This window comes from Rhabdaerophilum calidifontis (assembly GCF_008641065.1).
GTDB classification, from domain to species: Bacteria; Pseudomonadota; Alphaproteobacteria; order Rhizobiales; family Beijerinckiaceae; genus Rhabdaerophilum; species Rhabdaerophilum calidifontis.
Genome location: NZ_VTRS01000001.1, coordinates 499,417 through 523,221 on the forward strand (window position 1 = coordinate 499,417; position 23,805 = coordinate 523,221).

Here is a 23,805-nt window from a genome sequence, read left to right on the forward strand (position 1 = left end):
TCTCCTCCCGGACTTGAACCGGAGCGGACGAAATCCGGAGGGGGGTGACATGGCGGCCTATGATCACGGGCTCAACCGGCGGGCGGCAAATTTCCAGCCGCTGACGCCGATAACCTTTCTCGAACGCGCGGCCAAGGTGTTCCCGGAGCGGGTTGCGATCATCCATGGCGGCGCGCGCATCTCCTATGCGGCGTTCCTTGCCGGCGCGCGGCGCATGGCCTCGGCTTTGGTGAAAGCGGGCATCGGCAAGGGCGACACGGTGGCGGCGCTGCTGCCGAACACGCCGCTGATGCTCGAACTGCATTACGCGGTGCCGATGCTCGGCGCGGTGCTCAACACGATCAATACCCGGCTCGATGCGGCGACGATCCGCTTCATCCTCGAACATGGCGAGGCGCGGATCGTGTTTGTCGATACCGAATTCTCGGCCCTGCTCCGGGCCGCGATCGAGGGCATGGCGGATCCGCCGCGCGTGATCGAGGAGCGCGATCCCGAATGGCGCGAGGCCGGGGCTATGGTCGCGCCGCCGGCGCTTTATGCGGAGACGGTCGAGGCATTCCGCCGCCAGGGCGATCCGGAGGCGCGCTTCGCCCGGCCAGACGATGAATGGGATGCGATCACGCTCAACTATACCTCAGGCACCACCGGCAACCCGAAGGGTGTCGTCTATTCGCATCGCTCGGCCTATCTGATGTGCTTCGCCAACACGCTCGCGACCGATCTCGGCAGGCATCCCATCTATCTGTGGACGCTGCCGATGTTCCATTGCAACGGCTGGTGCTTCCCCTGGACGCTTTCGGCGGTCGGCGGCACGCATGTCTGCCTGCGCCATGTCCGCGCCGGTGCGATCTTCGAGGCGATCGAGCATCACGGCGTCACGCATCTTTGCGGCGCGCCGATCGTCATGTCGACGCTGCTCAATGCCGGGGATGACGAGCGGCGGCCCTTCCCGCAGCGAGTGAAGTTCATCACCGCCGCCGCGCCGCCGCCCGAGGCCGTGCTGACGGCGATGAAGGGCGCCGGCTTCGACGTGACGCATGTCTACGGCCTCACCGAGACCTACGGGCCGGCGGTGGTCAACGAATGGCAGGCGCAATGGGATTCATTGCCGGACGCGGCGCGCGGCGCGCGCATGGCCCGGCAGGGCGTCAATTACCCCGGCCTGGAGGATCTCGACGTCCTCGACCCGGAGACGATGCAGCCGGTGCCGGCTGACGGGCTGACGATGGGCGAGGTGATGTTCCGCGGCAATATCGTGATGAAGGGCTATCTCAAGAATCCGAAGGCCACCGAGGAGGCGTTCGCCGGCGGCTGGTTCCATTCCGGCGATCTCGCGGTGATGCATCCGGACGGCTATCTCCAGCTCAAGGACCGCTCGAAGGACATCATCATCTCCGGCGGCGAAAACATCTCCTCGATCGAGGTCGAGGATGTGCTGTTCCGGCATCCGGCGGTGCTGCTGGTCGCGGTCGTCGCCCGTCCCGACGAGAAATGGGGCGAGCATCCCTGCGCCTTCATCGAGCTGCGGCCGGGCGCCGAAATCAGCGAGGCGGAGATCATCGCCTATGCGCGCACGCATCTCGCGGCGTTCAAGGCGCCCCGCACCGTGATCTTCGGCGAATTGCCCAAGACCTCGACCGGCAAGATCCAGAAATACCTCCTGCGCGAACGCGCGCGCCAGCTGTGACGGGGCAGGCTCCCGGCCTGGCCCCGAAGCGCGGTTCGGCGGGCTGGGCCGGCCGCTCAGTGAAGCTTGGATTTCCCGGCGGCGCTGCGGCCCCTGAGGCGGGAAATCTCGTCTTTCAGGACGAGCTTCTGGCGCTTCAGCGCGGCGATCCGGACATTGTCCTGGTTCGGATGCGCCAGTTCCTCGGTGAGGCGTTTGTCGAGCGCCTGATGCTTGCGCTCGAGCTCGGCGATATGAGCCGTCATCGACATGAGAGAAACCTCCGTTCCTTATGTCGGGACAAAAAAGTGTCGCACAAAATCGGGCAACCGCAAGGCGATTCGGCGGCTTCGGATCGACGGCGAACAGGGCTGTGGACAACGCTGTTAGCGGCGGGTTAACGACGTCGTGCGAGCGTCCGGGCTGGAGGAGGCAGGCTCCTTGTCCGGGCGGCGCTGCCGGTTCGGGAGTGCCGGGCGAGGCGAGGCAGGTGCGGGCATGCGGGTGCAACTGACCGACGAGGAACGCCAGGCGCTGGAAATCGAACTGCATCGCCTCGAGAGCGAGCATCGCGATCTCGACGCGGCCATCGTGGCGCTTGAATCGCTCGGGAAATTCGACCAGTTGCAGGTGCAGCGGCTCAAGAAACGCAAGCTCTACCTGCGCGATCGGCTCGCCGCCATCGCCGATAGGCTCACCCCCGACATCATCGCCTGAAGCCGCCGATCATTCCGCTTGCCATGGCCGGGCACTTCGCCTAACTCGCTCAATTTTCCGGAATTCGCCATTGTCGCGGAGTTCCGCCAGGGGGCGCCATGCGGCCACCAGTCGCGATCATCATGGGCAGCCAGTCGGACTGGGCCACCATGCGGTATGCTGCCGAGACGCTTGACGCGCTCGCAATCGCGCACGAGGACCGCATTGTCTCGGCGCATCGCACGCCGGAGCGGCTCGTCGCCTTCGCGCGGGGCGCGCGCGAGGCCGGCTTCCGGGTCATCATCGCCGGGGCTGGCGGTGCCGCGCATCTGCCGGGCATGACCGCGGCCATGACACCGCTGCCGGTGCTGGGCGTTCCGGTCGAATCGAAGGCGCTGTCGGGGCAGGATTCACTGCTCTCGATCGTGCAGATGCCGGGCGGCATCCCGGTCGGCACGCTGGCGATCGGCAAGCCCGGCGCTATCAACGCGGCCCTGCTCGCGGCCGCCATTCTCGCGCTCGGCGATCCCGCCCTCGCGGAACGGCTCGATGCCTGGCGTCGCCGGCAGAGCGAGGCGGTCGCCGAGTTCCCGCGCGACGAGGCGTGATTCTCCATGCCCGATCGCGGAGGATCGATGCTGGCTCCCGGCGACATGATCGGCATTCTCGGTGGCGGGCAGCTCGGGCGCATGCTCGCGCTGGCCGCCGCCCGGCTCGGGCTTTCCTGCCATATCCTCGCGCCGGAGGCGGACAGTCCGGCCTTCGAGGTCTCGGCGCTCACCAGCGTCGCGGCCTATGACGACGAGGATGCACTCGCCGCCTTCGCCGCCACGGTTTCGGCGATCACCTATGAATTCGAGAACGTGCCGGTCGAGACGGTGCGGTTTCTCGAAAGGCTGAAGCCGGTGCGCCCCGGCTCGCGGGCGCTGGAGGTCGCGCAGGCACGGCTCGCGGAGAAGGCGCTCGCGCAAGCGCTCGGCGCGCGGACGGCGGATTTCGCCGCGATCCGCAGCCGCGCCGATCTCGATGCCGCGCTCGCGCGGATCGGCCTGCCGGCCATCCTGAAAACCAACCGGTTCGGCTATGACGGCAAGGGGCAGGCCAAGCTGCGCGACCCGCGCGATGCCGAGGCGGCCTTCGCCATGCTCGGGGGCGCGGACGGCATCCTCGAAGCCTTCGTGCCCTTCGATCGCGAGGTCTCGGTCGTCGCGACGCGCGGGCTCGACGGCGCCTTCGCCGCCTTCGAGGTCACCGAGAACGAGCACCGCAACCATATCCTGCATCGCTCCACGGTGCCGGCGCGGATTTCCGGTGCGGCGGCGGCGGCGGCGGTCGATATTGCGCGGCGGCTCGCGGAGGCGCTCGATTATGTCGGCACATTCGCGGTCGAGTTCTTCCTGATCGACGCCGAAGGCGGCCAGGTTCTCGTCAACGAAATCGCACCGCGCGTGCACAATTCCGGCCATTGGACGATGGATGGCGCCTTCACCTGCCAGTTCGAACAGCATATCCGCGCGGTGGCCGGCTGGCCGCTGGGCGATACCGCGCGGATCGGGCGGACCGAGATGCTGAACCTGATCGGCGACGAGGCCGCGGATTGGCGTGCGATCCTCGCCGATGGCCGCGCGCATCTCCATCTCTACGGCAAGAAGGCCATCCGGGCCGGGCGCAAGATGGGGCATGTCAACCGGATCTGGCCGGATGCGTGATTGCCGCTACAGCGGGCGCGGGCGGTGTGGACAAGTGTCCACGCTTCTGCTATGGCCCTGTCTCTCCTGGTCCCCTGTGCGGGGCCATTTTCTTTCCGTCCGAACCTGATCCTGGAGCCAACGTGCAGGTCCTCGTCCGCGATAACAATGTCGATCAAGCGCTGCGCGCGCTGAAGAAGAAGATGCAGCGCGAAGGCATTTTCCGCGAGATGAAGCTTCGCGGCCATTACGAGAAGCCCTCCGAGAAGCGTGCCCGCGAGAAGGCCGAGGCCGTTCGCCGCGCCCGCAAGCTGGCGCGCAAGCGCATGCAGCGCGAGGGGCTGCTTCCGGTCGTCGCGAAGAAGAAGTAAGCGCGCCGCCGCCATCGATCCATCCGGGAAGCGCTCGTCAAACCGGGCGCTTTTTCGTATTGAAGCCGCTTTTTGAACCATTTTTCATGCTTTCACTGCATTCCTGCGCATAGGCGGCGCGACGGGCTGTCGCGGCGGAGAAGGGGGCTTCGCGATGATCGAGCATGCCGGTGTGATTGCGGCGGGGTGGCGGGGCCCCGGCCTTGCGCGGCCGATGCGCGCCTGCGGCCTCGCAGCGCTGCTCGCGCTCGGGCTCGCAGCTTGCGAGACGGTGCAGAGCCTCAACCCGACCGGAATCGCCGAGGTTGATGACGCCGCGAATGCCCAGGCGGCGCAGACCAACATCGCTTCGCTCTCCGATGTCGTGCAGCGCAACCCCAATGACCCGCAGGCCTACAACACCCGCGGCGTCGCCTATGCCCGCGCCGGGCGCTTCCAGGAGGCGGTGAACGATTTCGGCCGCGCGATCCAGATCAATCCCAATTACGCCGCCGCCTATACGAACCGGGCGCTCGCCTTCCGGCAGATGAATCGCAACGATCAGGCGCTCGCGGATTTCAACCGGGCGCTGACCGCCGACCCGAATTACCATCCGGCCTATCTCGGGCGCGGCAATCTCTACCGCGCGCAGGGCAATCTCGGCGATGCGATCGCCGATCTCGGCCGGGTGATCCAGCTCAACCCCGCCGGCGCCGAGGCCTATCACGGCCGCGGCCTCGTCTATCAGGCGCAGGGCCAGCACAATCTCGCGATCGGCGATTTCGACGCCGCGATCGACCGCAACCCCTATGTCGCACCGCCCTACCAGGCACGCGGGCAAAGCCTGATCGCCATCGGGAAATACGAGCAGGCGATCGAGGATTTCAACGCCGCGCTCAATGTCGACAACAAGAACGCCGATAGCTGGGCGCTGCGCGGCATCGCCCTCGACCGCGCCGGCAAGAAGAGCGAGGCGCAGGAGAGCTTCCAGCGCGCGCTCGTCATCGACGGCAACAACCGGATCGCCAAGCAGGGCATGTCCGGCGGCCGCTCGGGGATCTTCTGAGCCTGGCGGGCGTCAGTCGAGCCGTTTCAGCATTTCGAGCGCGTAGGGGCGGAAACCGGTCCGGCGGTAGAGCGCCTCGGCGCCGGCATTGCCCGCCACCACGCCGATGAGCATGGCGCGGCAGCCTGCGGCGCGCGTCAGCCGTTCGGCCTCCGCGAGCAGCGCCGAGCCGATGCCGCGCCCGCGCGCCGCCTCCGCCACGACGAGTTCCATGACATGGCCGTGCCGGCGCAGTTCCGGGCGGATGAACGGCATGCCGGGCTCGATCGCCAGCGCGAGGAAGCCCAGCACGCGGCCCGCCGCTTCCGCGACCAGCAGCGTGCCGCCGGTTTCCGCGGCCCGTGCTTCGTCGCGGGCAAGACATTGGATCGCCGCGGCGCGATCCGTCGGACGATCGCCGGTGATCGCATCCTCGTGGCGGTTCAGCGCCTGGATAAGATCGATGACCGCCTCGCGGTCATCGGCATGCATCGCGCGGATGACCGGGATGCCGGAATTCATGGCGCGAGCTCCGCCAGGAAGGCCGGAACGTCGCGGTCGGGTCCGCGATCATAGGGCACCACATGTCCCTCGCCGGGATAGAGGATGCGTTTCACGCGGCCCGGCCGGCCGCGTGCGGCGAGAGCCTCCGAAACGGCCGGGGGGATCAGCGTGTCGGCCGCCCCGTGCAGGATGAGGATCGGCTCGTCCACCGCGCCGATGCGCAGATCCGAGCGGAAATCGTCGACCAGCAGCCAGGCGACCGGCAGCCAGGGATAGCTCGCCTCGGCCCGGCGAAGGACGGAATAATAGGGGCTGTCGAGAATCACCGCCTTGGCCTTCACCTGGCGGGCGAGTTCCAGCGCCACGCCGGTGCCAAGCGATTCGCCGAAGATCACGATCCGCTCCGGAGGAACGCGCCGCGCGAGATCGTCATAGATCGCCCGCGCATCGGCGATGAGCGTCGCCTCGCGCGGGTTGCCGGCGCTGCCGCCATAGCCGCGATAGGACATGGCGAGCAGGCCGGAACCGTCCGCCGTCATCAGGCCGAAGCGGCGGGCGCGGCGGTCAAGCCCGTTCGCATTGCCGTGGAAATAGAGGAAGACCGGCTTTTCCGGGGATTGCGGCTCGATCCGCCAGCCGAGGAGCCGCGTGCCGTCCGCCATGGTCAATTCCGCGCGCGCGGCACCGGGCAGGTTCTGACCGGCGGGGTCGATCCAGGCCGGCGCGGGCTTGTAGAGGAAATCGCGCTGGAAGGCCGCCATGTAGGCCGCCGCGCCGAGATAGACGAGGAGAGCAAGCAGCAGCGGAAGCCGGGCGATGCGCAGCGCGCGCGTGAGGGGCAGGGGGGAGGCGGCGGGACGGGTCATCGGCGGCGGATTTCCGGGAACTGGCGACAAAAAAAGGGCCGCGCATGCCGCGCGGCCCTCCTGATACGCGCGAGCGGCCCCGCGGGATGCCGGCGCTTCAATGCGCCATGGCTTTCACGATTTCCTCTGTCGTCTTCTTGGCGTCGCCGAACAGCATCATCGTGTTGTTCTTGAAGAACAGCTCGTTCTCGACGCCGGCATAGCCCGAGCCCATGCCGCGCTTGAGGAAGAGCACGGTGCCCGCCTTCTCGACATCGAGGATCGGCATGCCGTAGATCGGCGATTGCGGATCGGTCTTGGCGGCGGGGTTGGTGACGTCGTTGGCGCCGATCACGAAGGCGACATCGGCCTGGGCGAATTCGTTGTTGATGTCCTCGAGTTCGAAGACCTCGTCATAGGGCACGTTGGCCTCGGCCAGCAGCACGTTCATGTGGCCCGGCATGCGGCCCGCGACCGGATGGATCGCGTATTTCACCTCCACGCCCTCCTTCTTGAGCGTGTCGGCCATCTCCCGCAGCGCGTGCTGCGCCTGCGCCTGCGCCATGCCGTAGCCCGGCACGATGATGACCTTGCCGGCATTCTTCATGATGAAGGCCGCATCGTCGGCCGAGCCCTGCTTCACCGGCCGCGCCTCCTGCGCTCCCCCCGCGGGGCCGGCGGTCTCGCCGCCGAAGCCGCCGAGGATGACCGAGAAGAACGAGCGGTTCATGCCCTTGCACATGATGTAGGAGAGGATCGCGCCCGAGGAGCCGACCAGCGCGCCGGTGATGATCAGCGCCAGATTGCCGAGCGTGAAGCCGATGCCCGCCGCCGCCCAGCCGGAATAGGAATTGAGCATCGAGACGACCACGGGCATGTCCGCGCCGCCGATCGGGATGATCAGCAGGATGCCGAGCGCCAGGCTGACCGCCACCACCAGCCAGAACACGACGCGGCTCTCCGAGCCGATCAGCATCGCGATCAGCACCACGAGCAGCACGCCGAGCGCGATGTTGATCGCATGGCGCTGCGGCAGCATGATCGGCTTGCCGCTCATCCGCCCGTCGAGCTTGAGGAAGGCGATGACCGAGCCGGTGAAGGTGATCGCGCCGATCGCGACGCCGAGCGCCATTTCGAACAGGCTCGCCTTCTTGATCGTGCCGACCGCGCCGATGCCGAACGCCTGCGGCGCATAGAGCGCCGCAGCGGCGACGAACACCGCCGAAAGCCCGACCAGCGCGTGGAAGAACGCGACAAGCTGCGGCATCTTGGTCATCTCGACCCGGCGCGCCATCACCGCCCCGAAGCCGCCGCCGAGCGCGAGGCCGAGCAGCACCAGCAGCCAGGCCATGCCGCCCGCCGGCGGTGAGAGCAGGATGGTCGTCACCATCGCAATCCCCATGCCGGTCATGCCGAACAGGTTGCCCTGCCGCGATGTCGAGGGATGCGAGAGGCCGCGCAGCGCTAGGATGAACAGGACGCCGGAAACGAGATAAAGGAGGTTCGCGAAATTGGCGTTCACTTGCCGCCCTCCTTCTTCTTGTACATCGCGAGCATGCGCTGGGTGACGAGGAAGCCGCCGAAGATGTTCACCGCCGCGAGCACCAGGCCGATGAAGCCGAAGCCGCGCGCGGCGCCAGTCCCCTCGGTCAGCAGCGGCACGCCGACCGCGAGCAGCGCGCCGACGACGATCACCGAGGAGATCGCGTTGGTGACGCTCATCAGCGGCGTGTGCAGCGCCGGGGTGACCGACCAGACGACGTAATAACCGACGAAGATCGCCAGGACGAAGATCGCGAGGCGGAAGATCGTCGGGTCGATTGCGCCGCCGGTCGCGGCCGCAGCCGCGGCGCCGCCGGCTTCGGCGAGCTTCTCGGCCGCCTGGAGCGCGGCCTGCGCCTTGGCGAGGCTCGTCTCGGCCGCGGCCTGCGCCGCCTTGGCCTGTTCGAGGAGTTTCTGCGGGGTATCTGCCATGATCGTCTCCTCGCGGGTGAGGGCCGTGCCGGGTTACGCCTTCGGGGCGAAGATCGGGTGGACGAGCGCGCCGTCCTTCGTCAGCAGCGTCGCCTTGACGAGTTCGTCGTCGAAATTGACGGCGAGCCTGCCTTCCTTCTTGTCGATCATCGTCTCGAGGAAAGCGAAGAGGTTGCGGGCATAGAGCGCCGAGGCGGAGGGCGCGATCCGGCCGGGCGTGTTCGACCAGGCGACGATCTTCACCCCGCCATGCTCGACGATCTGGTCCGCCTTCGACACTTCGCAATTGCCGCCGCGCTCGACCGCGAGATCGACGATGACCGAGCCCGGACGCATGCTCTCGACCATCGCCTGCGAAACGAGGCGCGGCGCCGGGCGGCCGGGGATCAGGGCCGTGGTGATCACGATATCCTGCTTGGCGATATGCTCGGCGACGAGCACAGCCTGCTTCGCCTGGTATTCGGCGGACATCGGCTTGGCGTAGCCGGCGGCGGTTTCCGCCTGCCGGAACTCCTCGTCCTCCACCGCGATGAACTTGGCGCCGAGCGAGGCGACCTGCTCCTTCGCCGCCGGGCGCACATCGGTCGCGGTGACGATCGCGCCGAGGCGGCGGGCGGTGGCGATCGCCTGAAGCCCGGCGACGCCGGCGCCCATCACGAAAACCTTGGCGGCCGGCACGGTGCCGGCGGCGGTCATCATCATCGGGAAGGCGCGGCCGAACACCTCGGCCGCGTCGATCACCGCGCGATAGCCGGCGAGATTGGCCTGCGAGGAGAGCACGTCCATCACCTGGGCGCGGGTGATGCGCGGCATCAGTTCCATCGCGAAGAGGCTGAGGCCCTTCTCGGCGAAGGGCTTCAGCGCCTCGTCATTGCCATGCGGATCCATGATGCCGAGCAGCAGCGCACCGCTCTTCATCTTGGCGGCGAGTTCCGGCTTCGGCCGGCGGACGGCGAGCAGGACATCCGCCTCCTTCACCGCCTCGTTGGCGTTCTTGGCGATGGTGACCCCGGCGGCCTCGTAGGCCGCGTCGGGAATCGCCGAGCCGGCGCCGGCGCCCTTCTCGGCGACAAGGCTCGCGCCGAGCGCCTTCAGTTTGGTCGCGGTCTCCGGGGTGACCGCGACGCGCGGCTCGCCGCTCTTCGATTCGTCCAGAAAAGCAATGCGCATGCCGTCCCCCCGTGTCGTTCGATGTCATCCCGCGCAGCGAGGGCGCGGGTCCGGTCGCGGTTCGGCCCGTCGGGCGGGCGCGGGTCAGAAGAATTTCGCGATGATCGCAGCCAGCACGACCAGGACGAGCAGGGCGAACCACCAGCCGATCGTGCCGCTGAAAGCGCCCGTCAGCAGGACGAGGCCAACGGAGGCCACCGTGCCCCATTTGATGATGCTGGCGAACAGGGCGAAGGTCTTTTCATGCTCGGCGTAATCCATCGCCGGAGCATCGTGGTTGTGGTGGTCGGCAGCCATGATTCCCCCTAGGTGACGGCACGTCGCTTCAGCCTTCGCGTCTAACGGAAACCGCCTTTCCGCGCAATCGCCTTGGACGGGCGGGGAGGAGCGCGGGGCGGGCGGTTCAGGCAAGACCGGCGCGGGAGAGCGCGTCCGCCTGGCGCGCGGCGACCGTCCGGGTCGAGAAATCCGCGATTTCGGCGTTGAACAGCCGGAAGAAGTTCAGTTCCGCATCGAGATGCAGGAACACGCCGCCGAGCCCGATCGCGGCACGGTCCATGAAGACGAATTCGCGCGGGATCGTCACCGGACCCGTCTCCTTCAGCGCCTGATGCACGCGGGCGGCCTCCTTGCGGCCGTATTGCCCCGGCGAGACGCCATCGGCGATGGTGCGGGTGCGATCGTCGAGCAGCGGGCCGTAGATGAAACGCGCCCAGATGTTGAGCACGTCGATCATCGCGCGATTGAGCCTGCGGAAGCCCCAGGTCTCATAGGCATGGACGATCCGCGCCTCGTCGCCTTCGAGAAGCCCGCGATAGAGATCGACCACCGCGCCGACGAAGGTGGGCGGGAAGATGCGGATGCAGCCGTAATCGAGCAGGTTGATGCCGCCCGGCTCGCCCTCTGCGGTGCGGAAGACCGTGTAATTCCCGAGATGCGGATCGCCATGGATCACGCCGTAATGCGAGAACGGGTGCCACCAGGCCCTGAACATCGCGGTTGCCAGCCGGTTGCGGATTTCCGCCGGCGCCGTCTTGAAGGCGAGGATCTTCTCGCCGTCGAGCCATTCCATCGTCAGCAGCCGGCGTGTCGATAGCGCGGGAAGGACCCGCGGCACGCGGATCAGCGGCTCCCCCGCCAGCATCTCGGCATAGAGGGCGGCGTGGCGCGCCTCGCGGACATAATCGAGTTCCTCGCGGATGCGGGCGCCGATCTCCTCGCGGATTTCGCGGGTGTCGATCGCGCTGGTGAATTGCCGGTGCAGCGCGAAGACGAGGCCGAGCTGCTTGAGATCCGCCTCGACCGCCGATTCCATGTCCGGATATTGCAGCTTGCAGGCGAGGCGGGTGCCGTCCGCCAGCCATGCGCGGTGGACCTGGCCGAGCGAGGCCGCGGCGGCGGGCTCGCGCTCGAATTCCGCGAATTTCGCTGCCCAATCCGGGCCAAGCTCCGCCGCCATGCGCCGGCGCACGAACAGCGCGCCCATCGGCGGCGCCTCGGATTGCAGCGCCTTCAATTCCTCCGCGTATTCCGCCGGCAGCGCTTCCGGGATCGTCGCGAGCAATTGCGCGACCTTCATCAGCGGCCCCTTGAGCCCGCCGAGCGCGGCGGTGAGCGCGGCGGCGTTGCGGCGGTCGGCATCACCGGAGCGGCCGGCCAGCGCCGAGCCGGCGATGCGCGCGGCCACGCCGCCCATATTGGCGCCGACGCGCGCATAGCGGCTCGCACGGGCGGTGAAGCGGTTCTGTTCGCGATCAGTCATGGCGGCGATATGGGGTCTGCCCGCGGGAAGGGGAGGAGAGATACCCTTTTTACGACGCGGGCGCCCCTTCGGATGGCGGGCGGTTATCCCTCCATCCCCTCCAGTTCGGTGATCATGCCGTCGATCACGCTAAGGCCGATCTGCCAGAAGGCGGGGTCGCGGGCATCGAGCCCGAAGGGCGCGAGCAGTTCCGAATGGTGCCGCGTGCCCCCCGCCGCGAGAAGTGCGAAGTAGTTCTCGACGAATTTCGGGTCCGCTTTCTGATAGACGCCGTAAAGCGAGTTCACGAGGCAATCCCCGAAGGCATAGGCATAGACATAGAACGGCGAGTGGATGAAATGCGGGATATAGGCCCAGAACACCTCGTAGCCCGGCCCGAGATGAATAGCGGGGCCCAGGCTTTTCGACTGGACTTCGATCCAGATCTCGTTGAGTCTCTCCGTCGTCAGCTCGCCGTTGCGGCGCTCGGAATGAACCCGCCGCTCGAAGGCATAGAACGCCACCTGACGCACCACGGTGTTGATCATGTCCTCGACCTTGCCGGCGAGCAGGGCCTTGCGCTGGGCGACCTCCTGCGTGCCGGCGAGGATGCGCCGGAAGGTCAGCATCTCGCCGAACACGCTCGCGGTCTCGGCTAGGGTCAGCGGCGTCGGCGCCATCAGCGCGCCGTTGGGGGCGGCGAGCACCTGGTGGACGCCGTGGCCCAGCTCATGCGCCAGCGTCATCACGTCGCGCGGCTTGCCGAGATAATTGACAAGCACGTAAGGATGCGCGGACGGGACGGTCGGGTGTGCGAAGGCGCCCGGGGCCTTGCCCGGGCGGGTCGGCGCGTCGATCCAGCGTCCGTCGAAGAAGCGGCGGGCGATCTCAGCCATCTGCGGTGAGAATCCGGCATAGGCCGAGAGCACGGTCTCGCGCGCCTCCTCCCAGGGGATGGTACGCTGCGGAACCTTCGGCAGCGGCGCGTTGCGATCCCAGAATTCGAGCCGCTCCTTGCCGAACCAGCGCGCCTTGAGCGCGTAATAGCGATGCGAGAGCCGCGGATGCGCCGCCTCGATCGCCTGCACCATCGCATCGACCACCTCGGGCTCGACGCGGTTGGCGAGGTGGCGGCTCTCCGCCACATCCCGGAACCCGCGCCAGCGATCGGAGATCTCCTTGTCCTTGGCGAGGGTGTTGGTGATGAGCGTGAAGAGGCGGGTGTTCTCGGCCAGCGTCTTTGCCAGCGCCTCGCCGGCTGCGCGGCGGCGGTTCTCGTCGGCATCCTGGAGGCGGGCCAGGGTCGGCTCCAGCGTCAGCGTCTCGCCTGCGATATCGAAGCGCAGCGAGGCCATGGTCTCGTCGAAGAGCCTGTTCCAGGCGGCGCGGCCGGTGACCGATTTCTCGTGGAACAGCTGCTCGATGCGGTCCTCGAGTTGGAAGGGCTTGTCGCGGCGCAGGTCGACGAGCCAGGGACGGTAATGGTCCAGCGGTGCTGCGGCCATCAGCCGGTCCATGAGCTGATCGTCGATCAGGTTGAGTTCGAGCGTGAAGAACAGCAGTTCGGAGCCTGCTTCCGTCACCTTCTCCTGGGTGTCGCCGTAGAACTTGCCGTGGATCGGGTTGGTGGTGTCGGTCGAGTAGATCAGGCCGGCATAGGAGATGATGCGGCCCATCCGCTCCTCGATCGCCTCATAGGCGCGGATCGCCTCGAACAGCGCCGCGCCGCCCTCCGCTCCGGCGGCCAGCGCGGCGAGCTTGCCGCGGTAGCGGGCGGCGAAGGCCCTGGCATCGTCGGACATCGCCGCAAAATCCGCTGCGAATTCCAGCGAGTCCATGCCGGGATAGAGATCGTCGAGCCGCCATTCGGGCAGGTCGCCCAGTGCGGTCTCGGATTCGGCGCCGGATGCAGCGGGCAGGAGGGCAGGGTTCGGGCGCATCGGGGTCTCTCTCGGCTCGGGCGCGACGCGGGAGGAGCGGGCCCCATTCCATGACGCAAGCCGGCGGCGCTTTCAACCGCGCGCCGCTCGCAGGGCTGCGCGACAGGATTTACAAGCTGTTTACGTCCATCCGCGAAACTGGTTCGAAACGACACAGGCGGATCGCGCGCGTCAGGCGCCTCCGTCCGCCGCGAGAGGCAAGATCCAAAGATGAGCGCGACCGTCCTCGTCGTCGACGACGACCCCGTCCAGCGCCGGCTGCTGACCGAGCTGGTCCGCAAGTTCGGCTATCAGCCGGAGGCCGTCGAGAGCGGCGCGGCGGCGCTCGACCGGATCGCGGACCGCGCCTTGCCGCCGGTCGATGTGGTGGTGCTCGATCTCGTGATGCCGGATCTCGACGGGATGGCGGTGCTGGAGCGCCTGCGCGCCGGCGAGGCGTCGCCGCCGGTCATCGTCCAGACCGCACATGGCTCGATCGAAACCGTGATCGGCGCGATGCGGGCCGGGGCGGTCGATTTCGTGGTCAAGCCGGTCGGGGCCGAGCGGCTCCAGGTCTCGATCAAGAACGCGCTGCGCGTCGAGGCCCTGGAGGGCGAGGTGCGGCGGCTTTCCAAGCGCGGCTCGGGGGCGATGAGCTTCGCCGATCTTGCCTCGGGCGCGCCGGACATGATCCGCGCGATCCGGCTCGGCGAACGTGCCGCCAAATCTGGTATTCCTGTGCTGCTCGAAGGTGAATCCGGTGTCGGCAAGGAGGTGTTCGCCCGCGCGCTCCAGGGGGCCGGCGACCGGCGCGGCAAACCCTTCGTCACCGTGAATTGCGGGGCGATCCCGGCCAATCTCGTCGAATCCATCCTGTTCGGGCACGAGAAGGGGGCCTTCACCGGCGCCACGGAGAAGCATGCCGGCAAGTTCGTCGAGGCGCATGGCGGCACGCTCTTCCTCGACGAGGTTTCCGAACTGCCGCTCGATGCGCAGGTGAAGCTGCTTCGTGCCATCCAGGAGGGCGAGGTCGATCCGGTCGGCGGGCGACGCACCGTCAAGGTCGATATCCGGCTGATCTCCGCCACCAACCGCGACCTGATCGAGGCGGTGCGCCAGGGGCGGTTCCGCGAGGATCTCTATTACCGCCTCAACGTCTTCCCGATCTCGATCCCCCCCTTGCGCAACCGCCGCGAGGATATCCCGGCGATCGCGCGGCGGCTTCTTGCCCGGATCGCGGCGGAGGAGGGGCGCAATATCCGCGGCATCGGCCAGGCGGCGATGGCGCTGATCTGCCGCTACGATTGGCCGGGCAATGTCCGCCAGCTCGAGAACGCGATCTTCCGCGCGGTGATCCTCGCCGAGGGCGACGAGCTTGGCCCGGCAGAATTCCCGCAGCTCGTGCAGGCGCTCGACGGCCATGCGGTCGAGATCCCGCCGCTTGCCGCGCCGTCGCGCGCGGCGCGTCCGGAGCGCGAGATCGTCCGCGTCGAGATCAAGGATCCGTCGGCCCTGGCGCTTCTCGACCAGACCGGCGATGTGCGGCCGCTCGAACAGGTCGAGAGCGACACGATCCGCTTCGCGCTCGAGCATTATCGCGGGCAGATGTCGAAGGTCGCGCGCAAGCTCGGCATCGGTCGCTCGACGCTCTATCGCAAGCTGAAGGAACTCGGCATCGAGGCCGAGGAGGGTGAGGGCGCCGAGGAAACCCAGATCCGCGTGGCCTGACGGCGACAGGGGGCGCGCGCATGCATCCGAAGGGCGGCGCTGTGCGTTGCCGCACTTGACGGAAAGCCGGGATTCGGACGACCAAGACGAAACGGGCGAGGGGCCATGAGCGTGTTCGACAGAAACGGGTCCGAAATGCGTCGCATGCCGGAGCGGAGCGGCTCCGCTTTCGGGATGTCCCGCGGTCTCCTTGCCGGCCTCGCGCTGCTGGCGGCGCTGCCGCTCCGCGCCGAGGACGCGGCGCATTTCCCGGCCCTCCCGGCCCCGCCCGAGATCGAGATCCAGGCGAGCCGCGATCTGCGGCCGCCGGAGGATGGTGTCCGCGCCGCGCAACCTTCGGGAGGCGACGCGACGCTGCTCCGTCAGGCCGAAGCGGCGCCGGCCCGCGTGTCCGTGCTGCCCGATCTCCTGCCCGACCTGCCGGAGCCGCCCGCCATCGCCCTCTCCGATGAGCTGCGCGCGGCGGAGAAGCCCGGTCTGTCGGCGCAGGCAACCGCGGATATCGCTCTGCCGGAGCCGCCGCCGGTTATCGTCTCGCTCGAGCCCGCTGCACCTCCGGTCACCGCCTCTGCCGCGGCGGGGGCCGGGCTCGATCTTGACCCGCAGCGTCTCGAGGCGCTGCTCGAACCCGCGCGGGCGAAGTTCCGGCTGACGCAGGCCGAGATCGAGAGCTTCGTGGCTTTCTATCAGGCCCGGGATTTCCAGCCGCTCTGGCTCGACCTTTCCGGGCCGGATGCCGTGGTCTCGCGCGCCGCCGAGATGCTCGCCGAAACGCTCGCCGGCGCCGAGGCGGACGGGCTCGATCCGGCCCGCCTGCTCGCGGCGCTGCCGGCGCGGCGTTCGGGTGCCCTGCCGGCGCGGGAGCGGGCCCCGGCCGAGATCGCGTTCTCCGTCGCAGCCTTTCTTTACGCCCATGACGCGCGCGGTGGCCGGCTCACCCCGGCGCGGCTCTCCTCGCTGCTGACGCCGAAACTTGAGATCCCCGCCCCGGCGGAGGTGCTGGCGCCGCTCGCCGGGCTGGCCGCTGCGGCGGTGCCGGATGCCCTGCGCGCCCATCAGCCGCCGCATGCCGGCTACCGTGCCCTGCGCGCGGAACTGGCGCGGGTCCGGCGCGAGATCGACGCACCGCTGCTGACGGGCGCGGTCGCCGGGGCAGAGGGCGCACCGCAGCCCCCGGCCCGCCTGCCCGAGGGCTGGCTCGCGGGGCCGCCCCTTCTCCCCGGCAAGGCCGATCCGCGCGTGGCGATGCTGCGCCTGCGACTCGGGCTTCCGGCCGCGGAGGGCGATGTCTACGACGAGCCCCTGCGCCAGGCGGTGATCGCCTTCCAGCGCGCCAACGAGTTGACGCCCAACGGCCGCATCACGCCGAAGACCCGCGCCGCGCTCGAGGATCCCCGCGCCCCGCGCGACCCGTCCGAGACGCGGCCGGATCTCAACCGCCTCGTGGCAACCATCATCGCCAACATGGAACGCTGGCGCTGGCTGCCGCGCGATCTCGGCCGCACCCATGTGTTCGTCAACGTGCCGGATTTCCGCATGCGCTTCATCGATGGCGGAAAGGTTGCCTTCGAGACGCGGGTGATCGTCGGCAAGCCGGAGACCCAGACGCCGATCTTCTCCGACGAGATGGACCATCTGATCGTCAACCCGTCCTGGCATGTGCCGCCCTCGATCCTGCGCAAGGAATTCCTGCCCAAGCTCGCGACCGATCCCGATTACGCCGCGCGCCGGGGCTTCGAGGTGGTGCGGCGCGGCAATGCGATCTCGATTCGCCAGCCGCCGGGCGAGCGCAACGCGCTGGGGCATGTGAAATTCATGTTCCCGAACCAGCATTCGGTCTATCTGCACGATACCCCGACGCGGAACCTGTTCTCCGCCGAGACCCGCGCCTTCAGCCATGGCTGCGTGCGGGTGCAGAATCCTTTCGCCTTCGCCGAGAAGCTGATCGGCCATCAGGGGCATAGCGAGCAATCACTGCGCGCCATGGTCGGCCGCGGCGAACGCATGATCCGGCTGCAGGAGAAGATCCCGGTCCACCTGACCTATTTCACGGTCTTCGTCGACGAGGCGGGCGTCATGCAGCAGCGGCGCGATCTCTACGGCCACGATCAGCGCGTTCGGGCGGCGCTGGCGCTCTGATCGTCGCCTGCCCTGGCGGGGATTGTGACGCAAGGAAGCCGGTTGGCATTTTTCTGCCATTATTTTAAGCGAACCGGGGAGATCGCTCCACAAGCAGAGGGGGGCTTGGTGAGCTCTGTCGGCCGTCATTCCCGCGCATGGATGCAAGTCCGGCGCCCGCTCTTCATGGCGGGTGGCGGGTTCGTCCGGCGGGTCTGGCTCGCGGCGGGCGCCGGGCTCGGGCTGGTTGCGCTGACGACGGCAACGCAGGACGCCAATGCCAATGGCGAGACGCGGGCACTCTCCATGGTGCATGCCCATACCGGCGAGACGATCAACATCGTCTACAAACGCGAGGGAACCTTCGAGTCCGGCGCGCTCGAGAAGCTCAACTGGTTCCTGCGCGACTGGCGCGTCGACGAGCCGATCGCGATGTCGCCGCAGCTCTTCGACGTGATCTGGTATGTCTATCGCGAGGTCGGTGCCTCCGAGCCGGTCAAGGTGATGTCCGCCTATCGCTCGCCGGGCACCAACGCGATGCTGCGCCGCCGCTCGCGCGCGGTGGCGAAGGAAAGCCAGCACATGCGCGGCAACGCTATGGATATCCACATCCCCGGCGTTTCCATGGCGCGGGTGCGCGAGATCGGCATGCGGCTCCAGCGCGGCGGGGTCGGCTATTATCCCTCCGCCGGCTCGCCTTTCGTCCATCTCGATGTCGGCTCGGTGCGCTCCTGGCCGCGCATGCCGCGCGAGCAGCTTGAACGCCTGTTCCCGGACGGCAAGACGGTCCATATCCCGGCGGACGGCATCCCGCTTTCCAATTACCAACTCGCCTATGCCGAGATCCAGGCGCGCGGCGGCACGGCGCTCGATTACGAGACGGTCAACGCGAACCGAGGCAAGAGCCTGTGGGCGTTGCTGTTCGGCGGTGACGAGGACGAGGATTCCCGCGAGGTCGCGGCGCGCGGCACGCGCGTTGCGGCCCGCGGCCGCGCCGCGCCGCCGCAGCAGGTGGCGGCCGCTCCCGCTTCGGGAGACCGTGTGAGCGCCTGGGGCACGGCGGCGCCGGTTCCCGTCGAGCCGGCGCCGCGCGTCGTCGCTGCGGCGCCGGTGCCGGCACCCGAGCCGGCGAAAGCCGAGATCCGGACCGAGCCGGCGAAGGCCGAGGCCCGGGTCGAGTCGTCGCCGCCGGTGCTGATCGCGGCGATGCCCGTTCCGCCGATCCGGCCGCGCGGCGCCGCGTTCGCCCAGCTCGTGGCGGCGCATGAGCCGCTGCCGCCGATCCGCCCCGGCCTTCCGGTCATCGTCGCGGGGGCGGAACCGGCTCCGGTCACCGTCGCGGGGATGCCGCTGCCGCCGGCGCGTCCGGCCGCCGCTGCGGCGCTTCCCGGCATCCTCGCGCCGCCTGGCGCGCCGGATCCGGCGCTGGTGCAGGCCTATGCCCCGGTTGTGGCGCCCGCGCCGCCGGCCCGGCCGGCGCCGCCGCCGGTCGAAGTCGCCGCGCTCGGCGCGACCCGCTCGCTGCGCGGCGCGCTCGCCAGGCCGGCAAGCCCCGCGCCTTCACCGGCGCTCGCGATCCGCGGCGCGCTGATCGCCGATCCGACCGCGCCGCCCGCCCCGCCGAAGCCCGATACGCTGGCGATGGGCTTTTCCAAGGCCGGGGCAATGGTGATGCCGGGCATGACCTTCACCGGCGGCTTCATCCGGCCGATCGGGATGGGGTTCACCAAACCCGGCGAATGAGCCCCGCACAAGGCGGGGCATTGCCGCTCAATCCATGCCCAGCGCGCGGAGATAGGTTTCGAGCAGGGCCTCCTGCTCGCGCCGCTCGTCGGCGTCCTGCCGGCGCAGGGTGATGACCTTGCGGAGGATCTTGGTGTCGAAGCCATTGGCCTTGGCTTCGGCATAGACATCCTTGATATCGGCGGCGATCTGCCGCTTCTCCTCTTCGAGCCGCTCGATCCGTTCGATCACCGCCTTGATCTGGCCGGCGCCGGTCTGGGAAATGTCGTCCATGGCAATCTCCGGGGGCGGGCCTGCCGAGCGGCCCATAGTTCGGGCGAACTCCGTCCCTCAAACGCGCGCGCCGGTCAAGATCGGCGGCGTGCTGTGCTGTGGGTTGGCGTGCGGCGGGTCAGAATGCCGGATGGGCGCCGTAATGCCGGATTTCCGCGAGGGTCGGATCGGCCAGCACCGGCCGGAGGATGCGGGCGAGCCGCCGCCCCCAGAACCCGGCCTTGTCCGGCGTGTCGATCAGGTCCTGCCGGATCTCGACCAGCGCATGCGCGAGCCCGCGCCGCAGGCAATGGCGGTCGATCGTGTCGCCGGCATAGCCGCCCTGATAGGGCTCGTTCTCGCCGACGATCAGGTCGTGCTCGGCGCGCAGCGCCGCCAGCAGCGCGCGGTTGAGGCGGGGGTCGAAATCCCAGATCACGGTGATCTCCCACGGCCGCGCGATGCCCTTCATCGCCGGCGTGTAGGAATGCATCGAGAGGATGGCGGGGTTGCGGCCGCTCGCCTGCATCGTGGTGATCGTGCGGGTGATCGCATCGTCATAGGGCGCGTAGAAGCGCGCGATCCGCGCCGCGATTCCGGCCGCGTCGATGCGCGCATTGCCGGGCACGATCGCGCCGTCGGCGATACGCATCACCAGGGTCGGGTCATCCGTGCCGCGATTGGGGTCGATCAGCAGCCGCGAGAAGCGGCTCATCACGGCCGGCGCGCCGAATTCTGCCGCGAGCACCCGGGTCACCGCCTCGGCGCCGATATCATAGGCGATGTGCCGTCCGAGTTCCCGCGCCGGCAGGCCGAGATTGTCGAATTCCTTCGGGATGCTGGCCTGGGCGTGGTCGCAGAGGAGCAGGAGCCCCCCGCCGGCATCACCGCCGACGATCTCGAAGGCGGGGGCGGATTCGGGGTGGATGACGGCGTTCACGCGGCGGGTTCCTCCTCGGGCGGCGGACGGCGCAGCATCGGGAAGGGGCGCGCAGCGGTCAAGCCGATTGCGGAACACCGCAGTTCCGCTAGGCTTGCCCTGCATCGTCATCGGAGGAGCCGGACCATGTTCGAATCGCTGCGGATCAGGTCGCGGCGGCGGCATTGCACCGCGATCTTCGAGGCAGCGGTGCGTGCAGTCGCGGCCGGGACCTTCCTGCCGCCGCTGCTCCCCGAGCCGCCGGAAGGCGGGCGCCTCGCGATCCTGGCCGCGGGCAAGGCCGCCGGTGCGATGGCGGCGGTCGCTGAGGCGCATTATCGCGATGAGCTTGGGCTGCCTCCGGAGCGGCTCCTCGGGCTCGCCGTCACGCGGCATGGCTACGGGGTTCCGACGCGCGGCGTCGAGATTCTCGGCGCCGGGCATCCGGTGCCGGACGCGGCGAGCCTGGCCGCCGCCGAGCGGATGCTCGACCTGGCCGACACCCTCGGCCCAGACGATCTCGCGGTGTTCCTGCTCTCCGGCGGAGCCTCGGCCAATCTCGTTGCGCCGGTCGCCGGGGTGACGCTGGAGGAGAAGCAGGCGCTCACCCGCGCGCTCCTGCGTTCCGGCGCGCCGATCGACGCCATGAACGCGGTGCGCAAGCATCTCAGCCGCATCAAGGGCGGGCGCCTCGCGCAGCGGATTGCGCCGGCGCGGCTCGTGACGATCGCGCTGTCCGACGTGCCGAACGACGATCTCTCCGCGATCGGTTCCGGCCCCACGGTCCCGGACGCGACGACGCTCGCCGATGCGTGCGCGGTGCTCGGGCGCTACGACATTCCTCTCTCGCCGGGGATCGCCGCCGCGCTGGCGGATCCCGCCAACGAGACGCTGAAACCCGGTGATCCGGCCTTCGGACGCAGCCTGGCCATGATCGGCGCCCGCCCGCGCGATGCCTTCGATGCGGCCTGCGAGGCGGCGATGCGGCTTGGCTATGTCGTGCGGGATCTCGGCTGTGACCTCGAGGGCGAGGCACGCGCCATCGCCGCCCAGCACGCCGCACTCGCCTTGCGCGAGGCGGAGCAGGGCGGCCCGCTGGCACTCATCTCCGGCGGCGAACTGACGGTGACGATCAAGGGCGACGGCCGTGGCGGGCCGAACCAGGAATACGCGCTGGCGCTTGCCATCGGCCTCGGCGGCGCGCCGGGCATCGTCGCGCTCGCCGCGGACACGGACGGCACGGATGGCGGGCGGGGCGAGCCCACCGACGCCGCCGGCGCCTTCATCGATCCGACCACGCTTGCCCGCGCCGCCGAGCATGGCCTCGACCCCGCGGCGCATCTTGAGCGCAACGATTCGACCGGCTTCTTCGAGGCGCTCGGCGACCTGCATCTTCCCGGCCCCACCTTCACCAACGCCAATGACTTGCGCGTGATCCTGATCGGCGATTGACCTTTGCCGGGGGCGGGGCGATACGAAACCCATGAAGACGACGAACAGGCCGATTCCCGCGCGGCATCCGTCGCGAATCGGGGCCTTCCTCGGCGCGGTTCTTCTCGGCCTCCTGCTCGCGGGCGGAGCGGCGAGGGCCGATCTGCGTGTCTGCAACGCGACCGCCGGGCGCGTGGGGCTGGCGATCGGCTATCTCGACGGTCCGGTCTGGGTCACGGAGGGCTGGTTCAATCTCAAGCCGAACCGGTGCGAGACGATCATCCGCGGACGCCTCGCGTCACGCTATTTCTACATTCATGCGGTCGATTACGACCGCGGCGGGGATTGGAGCGGGCCGAACGTGCTCTGCACGCGCGATTCCGAATTCTCGATCCGGGGGCCTCTCGATTGCTACGCGCGTGGCTTCGAGCGCGCGGGCTTCATCGAGATCGATACGGGGCAGCAGGCGGACTGGACGGTCGAGCTTGGCGATGGGGGGCTCGTCTCCGGGCGGTGACGGGCGGTTTTGGCGGCGGAATGCGGCGCATTCCCAAATGGCGGGGGTTGATCCATGCGGCGGAACAGGAGAACCAAGCTGATCGCGACGCTTGGTCCGGCCTCGGAGGATCTCGCGATCGTCCGGCAGCTCTTCCAGGCTGGCGTGGATGTGTTCCGCATCAACATGAGCCATTCGAGCCACGCGGTGCTGGCGCAGCGCGTCCAGCAGATCCGCGCCATCGAGGCCGAGTTCAACCGGCCGATCGGCATCCTCGCCGATCTCCAGGGGCCGAAGCTGCGCGTCGGCACCTTCGCCGCACCGCCGGTGATGCTCGAGAAGGGGCAGCGCTTCGTGCTCGATTCCGACCCCGCGCCGGGCGACGCGACGCGGGTGCATCTGCCGCATCCGGAGATCCTCGCCGCGCTGCGCCCCGGCCACCGCGTGCTGATCGATGACGGCAAGCTGCTCTTCGTCGTGCGCGAGGCGGATCCGGAGCGGGTCGAGATCGAGGTCGAGGTCGCCGGGGCGATCTCGAACAAGAAGGGCGTGAGCCTGCCGGATACGCTGCTGCCGAGTTCGGCGCTCACCGACAAGGACCGCTCGGACCTTGTTGCGGCGCTCGAGGCGGGGGTGGACTGGATCGCGCTTTCCTTCGTGCAGCGGCCGGATGACGTCGCCGAGGTCCGCAAGATCGCGCGCGGCCGGGCGCTGGTGATGTCCAAGCTCGAGAAGCCGCAGGCGATCGAGCGGCTCGACGAGATCATGGAGCTTTCCGATGCGCTGATGGTGGCGCGCGGCGATCTCGGCGTCGAGATGCCGCTGGAGGTCGTGCCGGGGCTCCAGAAGCGTATCACCCGCATGGCGCGCAAGCTCGGCAAGCCCGTGGTGATCGCGACGCAGATGCTCGAATCGATGATCCAATCGCCGACGCCGACCCGCGCCGAGGTCTCCGATGTCGCAACCGCGGTGTTCGAGGGCGCCGATGCCGTGATGCTCTCGGCCGAGAGCGCGGCCGGGAAATACCCGATCACCGCGGTCGAGACGATGAGCCGGATCGCCGAGGCGGTGGAACGCGATCCCAATTATACGGTGCTGCTCGCCGGCCAGCGCACGGCGCCGGAGCCGACCGGCGCCGACGCCATCGCCGCCGCGGCGCGCTCCGTCGCCGAGACCCTCGATCTCCGCGCCATCGTCGCCTGGACGGCCAGCGGCGCCACGGCGCTGCGCATCGCGCGCGAGCGGCCCTATCCGCCGATCCTGACGCTGACGACGAGCCACCACACGGCACGGCGGCTGGCGCTCGTCTGGGGCGTGCACGCGGTTGTCGGCGAGGATCCCCGCGATGTCGACGACATGGCGCGGCTTGGCGCCCAGGTGGCGCGCGAACAGGAATTCGCCAATCCCGGCCAGCGCGTCATCCTGGTGGCGGGGGTGCCGTTCGGAACCCCGGGCGCCACGAACATGCTGCGGATCGCCTTCGTGGGGGCGGGAGACCGGCCGCCGGGCTGAGCCCTTGC

General features: G+C 68.9%; 24 protein-coding genes. 12 read left to right on the forward strand and 12 right to left on the reverse strand.

Annotation, left to right across the window (positions count from 1 at the left end):
* The first annotated feature begins 49 nt into the window (after window positions 1-49).
* Entirely contained in the window at window positions 50-1,687 is a 1,638-nt protein-coding gene (locus tag FWJ24_RS02415; protein WP_150286172.1) for an acyl-CoA synthetase, read from the forward strand.
* 56 nt (window positions 1,688-1,743) lie between these two features.
* Here the strand turns inward: FWJ24_RS02415 and FWJ24_RS02420 are convergent, their stop codons facing one another.
* Entirely contained in the window at window positions 1,744-1,938 is a 195-nt protein-coding gene (locus FWJ24_RS02420) for a YdcH family protein (RefSeq protein WP_150286173.1), read from the reverse strand.
* A gap of 226 nt (window positions 1,939-2,164) precedes the next feature.
* On the opposite strand from FWJ24_RS02420, the gene FWJ24_RS02425 reads away from it, so the two are divergent.
* From FWJ24_RS02425 to rpsU, 4 genes are all read left to right on the forward strand, one after another.
* A complete protein-coding gene (locus FWJ24_RS02425; protein WP_150286174.1) occupies window positions 2,165-2,383 on the forward strand; it encodes a YdcH family protein in 219 nt (72 codons plus the stop codon).
* A gap of 98 nt (window positions 2,384-2,481) precedes the next feature.
* A complete protein-coding gene (gene purE, locus FWJ24_RS02430) occupies window positions 2,482-2,970 on the forward strand; it encodes a 5-(carboxyamino)imidazole ribonucleotide mutase (RefSeq protein ID WP_150286175.1) in 489 nt (162 codons plus the stop codon).
* A gap of 27 nt (window positions 2,971-2,997) precedes the next feature.
* Complete coding sequence (locus tag FWJ24_RS02435; RefSeq protein ID WP_150286176.1) at window positions 2,998-4,071, forward strand: 5-(carboxyamino)imidazole ribonucleotide synthase; 1,074 nt, start codon at window positions 2,998-3,000, stop codon at window positions 4,069-4,071.
* A gap of 74 nt (window positions 4,072-4,145) precedes the next feature.
* Window positions 4,146-4,421: a 30S ribosomal protein S21 gene (gene rpsU, locus FWJ24_RS02440; RefSeq protein WP_246155531.1), complete on the forward strand. Its 276-nt coding sequence runs from the start codon at window positions 4,146-4,148 to the stop codon at window positions 4,419-4,421.
* 37 nt (window positions 4,422-4,458) lie between these two features.
* Here the strand turns inward: rpsU and FWJ24_RS14895 are convergent, their stop codons facing one another.
* Window positions 4,459-4,587, reverse strand: coding sequence for a hypothetical protein (locus tag FWJ24_RS14895; protein ID WP_281291932.1), 129 nt, complete (start codon window positions 4,585-4,587; stop codon window positions 4,459-4,461).
* On the opposite strand from FWJ24_RS14895, the gene FWJ24_RS02445 reads away from it, so the two are divergent.
* Window positions 4,576-5,466, forward strand: a complete 891-nt coding sequence (locus FWJ24_RS02445; protein ID WP_246155476.1) for a tetratricopeptide repeat protein — start codon at window positions 4,576-4,578, stop codon at window positions 5,464-5,466. The genes FWJ24_RS14895 and FWJ24_RS02445 overlap by 12 nt on opposite strands.
* Before the next feature lie 12 nt (window positions 5,467-5,478).
* Here the strand turns inward: FWJ24_RS02445 and FWJ24_RS02450 are convergent, their stop codons facing one another.
* From FWJ24_RS02450 to FWJ24_RS02485, 8 genes are all read right to left on the reverse strand, one after another.
* A complete protein-coding gene (locus tag FWJ24_RS02450; RefSeq protein ID WP_150286178.1) occupies window positions 5,479-5,967 on the reverse strand; it encodes a GNAT family N-acetyltransferase in 489 nt (162 codons plus the stop codon).
* A complete protein-coding gene (locus tag FWJ24_RS02455; RefSeq protein ID WP_150286179.1) occupies window positions 5,964-6,815 on the reverse strand; it encodes an alpha/beta hydrolase in 852 nt (283 codons plus the stop codon). Before FWJ24_RS02455 ends, FWJ24_RS02450 begins: the two co-directional genes overlap by 4 nt.
* 97 nt (window positions 6,816-6,912) lie before the next feature.
* Window positions 6,913-8,316 carry an NAD(P)(+) transhydrogenase (Re/Si-specific) subunit beta gene (locus FWJ24_RS02460; RefSeq protein WP_150286180.1) on the reverse strand — a complete coding sequence of 468 codons (1,404 nt, stop codon included), beginning with the start codon at window positions 8,314-8,316 and terminating at the stop codon, window positions 6,913-6,915.
* Window positions 8,313-8,768, reverse strand: a complete 456-nt coding sequence (locus FWJ24_RS02465; RefSeq protein WP_150286181.1) for an NAD(P) transhydrogenase subunit alpha part 2 — start codon at window positions 8,766-8,768, stop codon at window positions 8,313-8,315. The genes FWJ24_RS02460 and FWJ24_RS02465 overlap by 4 nt, the downstream gene beginning before the upstream one ends.
* 33 nt (window positions 8,769-8,801) lie before the next feature.
* Window positions 8,802-9,938, reverse strand: a complete 1,137-nt coding sequence (locus tag FWJ24_RS02470) for a Re/Si-specific NAD(P)(+) transhydrogenase subunit alpha (protein WP_150286182.1) — start codon at window positions 9,936-9,938, stop codon at window positions 8,802-8,804.
* An 84-nt stretch (window positions 9,939-10,022) separates the two neighbouring features.
* Window positions 10,023-10,235 (reverse strand): aa3-type cytochrome c oxidase subunit IV, encoded by a 213-nt coding sequence (locus FWJ24_RS02475; RefSeq protein WP_150286183.1) that lies wholly within the window; start codon window positions 10,233-10,235, stop codon window positions 10,023-10,025.
* Between the two features lie 106 nt (window positions 10,236-10,341).
* Window positions 10,342-11,700 (reverse strand): ABC1 kinase family protein, encoded by a 1,359-nt coding sequence (locus tag FWJ24_RS02480; RefSeq protein WP_150286184.1) that lies wholly within the window; start codon window positions 11,698-11,700, stop codon window positions 10,342-10,344.
* Between the two features lie 83 nt (window positions 11,701-11,783).
* Window positions 11,784-13,619 (reverse strand): M3 family oligoendopeptidase, encoded by a 1,836-nt coding sequence (locus FWJ24_RS02485; RefSeq protein ID WP_150286185.1) that lies wholly within the window; start codon window positions 13,617-13,619, stop codon window positions 11,784-11,786.
* Window positions 13,620-13,829: 210 nt separating this feature from the next.
* On the opposite strand from FWJ24_RS02485, the gene FWJ24_RS02490 reads away from it, so the two are divergent.
* From FWJ24_RS02490 to FWJ24_RS02500, 3 genes are all read left to right on the forward strand, one after another.
* Window positions 13,830-15,326 (forward strand): sigma-54-dependent transcriptional regulator, encoded by a 1,497-nt coding sequence (locus tag FWJ24_RS02490; RefSeq protein WP_150286186.1) that lies wholly within the window; start codon window positions 13,830-13,832, stop codon window positions 15,324-15,326.
* Window positions 15,327-15,500: 174 nt separating this feature from the next.
* Window positions 15,501-17,465, forward strand: coding sequence for a L,D-transpeptidase family protein (locus FWJ24_RS02495; RefSeq protein ID WP_150286187.1), 1,965 nt, complete (start codon window positions 15,501-15,503; stop codon window positions 17,463-17,465).
* Between the two features lie 141 nt (window positions 17,466-17,606).
* Window positions 17,607-19,187 carry a peptidoglycan L,D-endopeptidase MepK gene (locus FWJ24_RS02500; RefSeq protein ID WP_150286188.1) on the forward strand — a complete coding sequence of 527 codons (1,581 nt, stop codon included), beginning with the start codon at window positions 17,607-17,609 and terminating at the stop codon, window positions 19,185-19,187.
* 27 nt (window positions 19,188-19,214) lie between these two features.
* Here the strand turns inward: FWJ24_RS02500 and FWJ24_RS02505 are convergent, their stop codons facing one another.
* Entirely contained in the window at window positions 19,215-19,496 is a 282-nt protein-coding gene (locus tag FWJ24_RS02505; RefSeq protein ID WP_166443562.1) for a DUF2312 domain-containing protein, read from the reverse strand.
* 82 nt (window positions 19,497-19,578) lie between these two features.
* Window positions 19,579-20,379, reverse strand: a complete 801-nt coding sequence (locus tag FWJ24_RS02510) for an N-formylglutamate amidohydrolase (protein WP_246155478.1) — start codon at window positions 20,377-20,379, stop codon at window positions 19,579-19,581.
* Between the two features lie 126 nt (window positions 20,380-20,505).
* Here FWJ24_RS02510 and FWJ24_RS02515 point away from each other — a divergent pair, with 126 nt between their 5' ends.
* The 3 genes from FWJ24_RS02515 to pyk are packed head-to-tail and all read left to right on the forward strand — an operon-like array spanning window position 20,506 to window position 23,797.
* Entirely contained in the window at window positions 20,506-21,810 is a 1,305-nt protein-coding gene (locus FWJ24_RS02515) for a glycerate kinase type-2 family protein (RefSeq protein ID WP_150286190.1), read from the forward strand.
* Window positions 21,811-21,841: 31 nt separating this feature from the next.
* Window positions 21,842-22,306, forward strand: coding sequence for a DUF1036 domain-containing protein (locus FWJ24_RS02520; protein ID WP_150286191.1), 465 nt, complete (start codon window positions 21,842-21,844; stop codon window positions 22,304-22,306).
* A gap of 54 nt (window positions 22,307-22,360) precedes the next feature.
* Window positions 22,361-23,797, forward strand: coding sequence for a pyruvate kinase (gene pyk, locus FWJ24_RS02525; RefSeq protein ID WP_150286192.1), 1,437 nt, complete (start codon window positions 22,361-22,363; stop codon window positions 23,795-23,797).
* Window positions 23,798-23,805 lie beyond the last annotated feature (8 nt).

Excerpts from the sequence above, each read along its gene's own strand:
- FWJ24_RS02495 (WP_150286187.1), top strand. The coding sequence starts at position 15,501 with ATGTCCCGCGGTCTCCTTGCCGGCCTCGCGCTGCTGGCGGCGCTGCCG.
- FWJ24_RS02445 (WP_246155476.1), top strand. The coding sequence starts at position 4,576 with ATGATCGAGCATGCCGGTGTGATTGCGGCGGGGTGGCGGGGCCCCGGC.
- purE (WP_150286175.1), top strand. The coding sequence starts at position 2,482 with ATGCGGCCACCAGTCGCGATCATCATGGGCAGCCAGTCGGACTGGGCC.
- pyk (WP_150286192.1), top strand. The coding sequence starts at position 22,361 with ATGCGGCGGAACAGGAGAACCAAGCTGATCGCGACGCTTGGTCCGGCC.
- FWJ24_RS02490 (WP_150286186.1), top strand. The coding sequence starts at position 13,830 with ATGAGCGCGACCGTCCTCGTCGTCGACGACGACCCCGTCCAGCGCCGG.
- FWJ24_RS02480 (WP_150286184.1), bottom strand. The coding sequence starts at position 11,700 with ATGACTGATCGCGAACAGAACCGCTTCACCGCCCGTGCGAGCCGCTAT.
- FWJ24_RS02425 (WP_150286174.1), top strand. The coding sequence starts at position 2,165 with ATGCGGGTGCAACTGACCGACGAGGAACGCCAGGCGCTGGAAATCGAA.
- FWJ24_RS02435 (WP_150286176.1), top strand. The coding sequence starts at position 2,998 with ATGCTGGCTCCCGGCGACATGATCGGCATTCTCGGTGGCGGGCAGCTC.
- FWJ24_RS02500 (WP_150286188.1), top strand. The coding sequence starts at position 17,607 with ATGCAAGTCCGGCGCCCGCTCTTCATGGCGGGTGGCGGGTTCGTCCGG.
- FWJ24_RS02520 (WP_150286191.1), top strand. The coding sequence starts at position 21,842 with ATGAAGACGACGAACAGGCCGATTCCCGCGCGGCATCCGTCGCGAATC.
- FWJ24_RS02475 (WP_150286183.1), bottom strand. The coding sequence starts at position 10,235 with ATGGCTGCCGACCACCACAACCACGATGCTCCGGCGATGGATTACGCC.
- FWJ24_RS02465 (WP_150286181.1), bottom strand. The coding sequence starts at position 8,768 with ATGGCAGATACCCCGCAGAAACTCCTCGAACAGGCCAAGGCGGCGCAG.
- FWJ24_RS02470 (WP_150286182.1), bottom strand. The coding sequence starts at position 9,938 with ATGCGCATTGCTTTTCTGGACGAATCGAAGAGCGGCGAGCCGCGCGTC.
- FWJ24_RS02515 (WP_150286190.1), top strand. The coding sequence starts at position 20,506 with ATGTTCGAATCGCTGCGGATCAGGTCGCGGCGGCGGCATTGCACCGCG.
- FWJ24_RS14895 (WP_281291932.1), bottom strand. The coding sequence starts at position 4,587 with ATGCTCGATCATCGCGAAGCCCCCTTCTCCGCCGCGACAGCCCGTCGC.
- FWJ24_RS02450 (WP_150286178.1), bottom strand. The coding sequence starts at position 5,967 with ATGAATTCCGGCATCCCGGTCATCCGCGCGATGCATGCCGATGACCGC.
- FWJ24_RS02505 (WP_166443562.1), bottom strand. The coding sequence starts at position 19,496 with ATGGGCCGCTCGGCAGGCCCGCCCCCGGAGATTGCCATGGACGACATT.
- FWJ24_RS02415 (WP_150286172.1), top strand. The coding sequence starts at position 50 with ATGGCGGCCTATGATCACGGGCTCAACCGGCGGGCGGCAAATTTCCAG.
- FWJ24_RS02455 (WP_150286179.1), bottom strand. The coding sequence starts at position 6,815 with ATGACCCGTCCCGCCGCCTCCCCCCTGCCCCTCACGCGCGCGCTGCGC.
- FWJ24_RS02420 (WP_150286173.1), bottom strand. The coding sequence starts at position 1,938 with ATGTCGATGACGGCTCATATCGCCGAGCTCGAGCGCAAGCATCAGGCG.
- FWJ24_RS02485 (WP_150286185.1), bottom strand. The coding sequence starts at position 13,619 with ATGCGCCCGAACCCTGCCCTCCTGCCCGCTGCATCCGGCGCCGAATCC.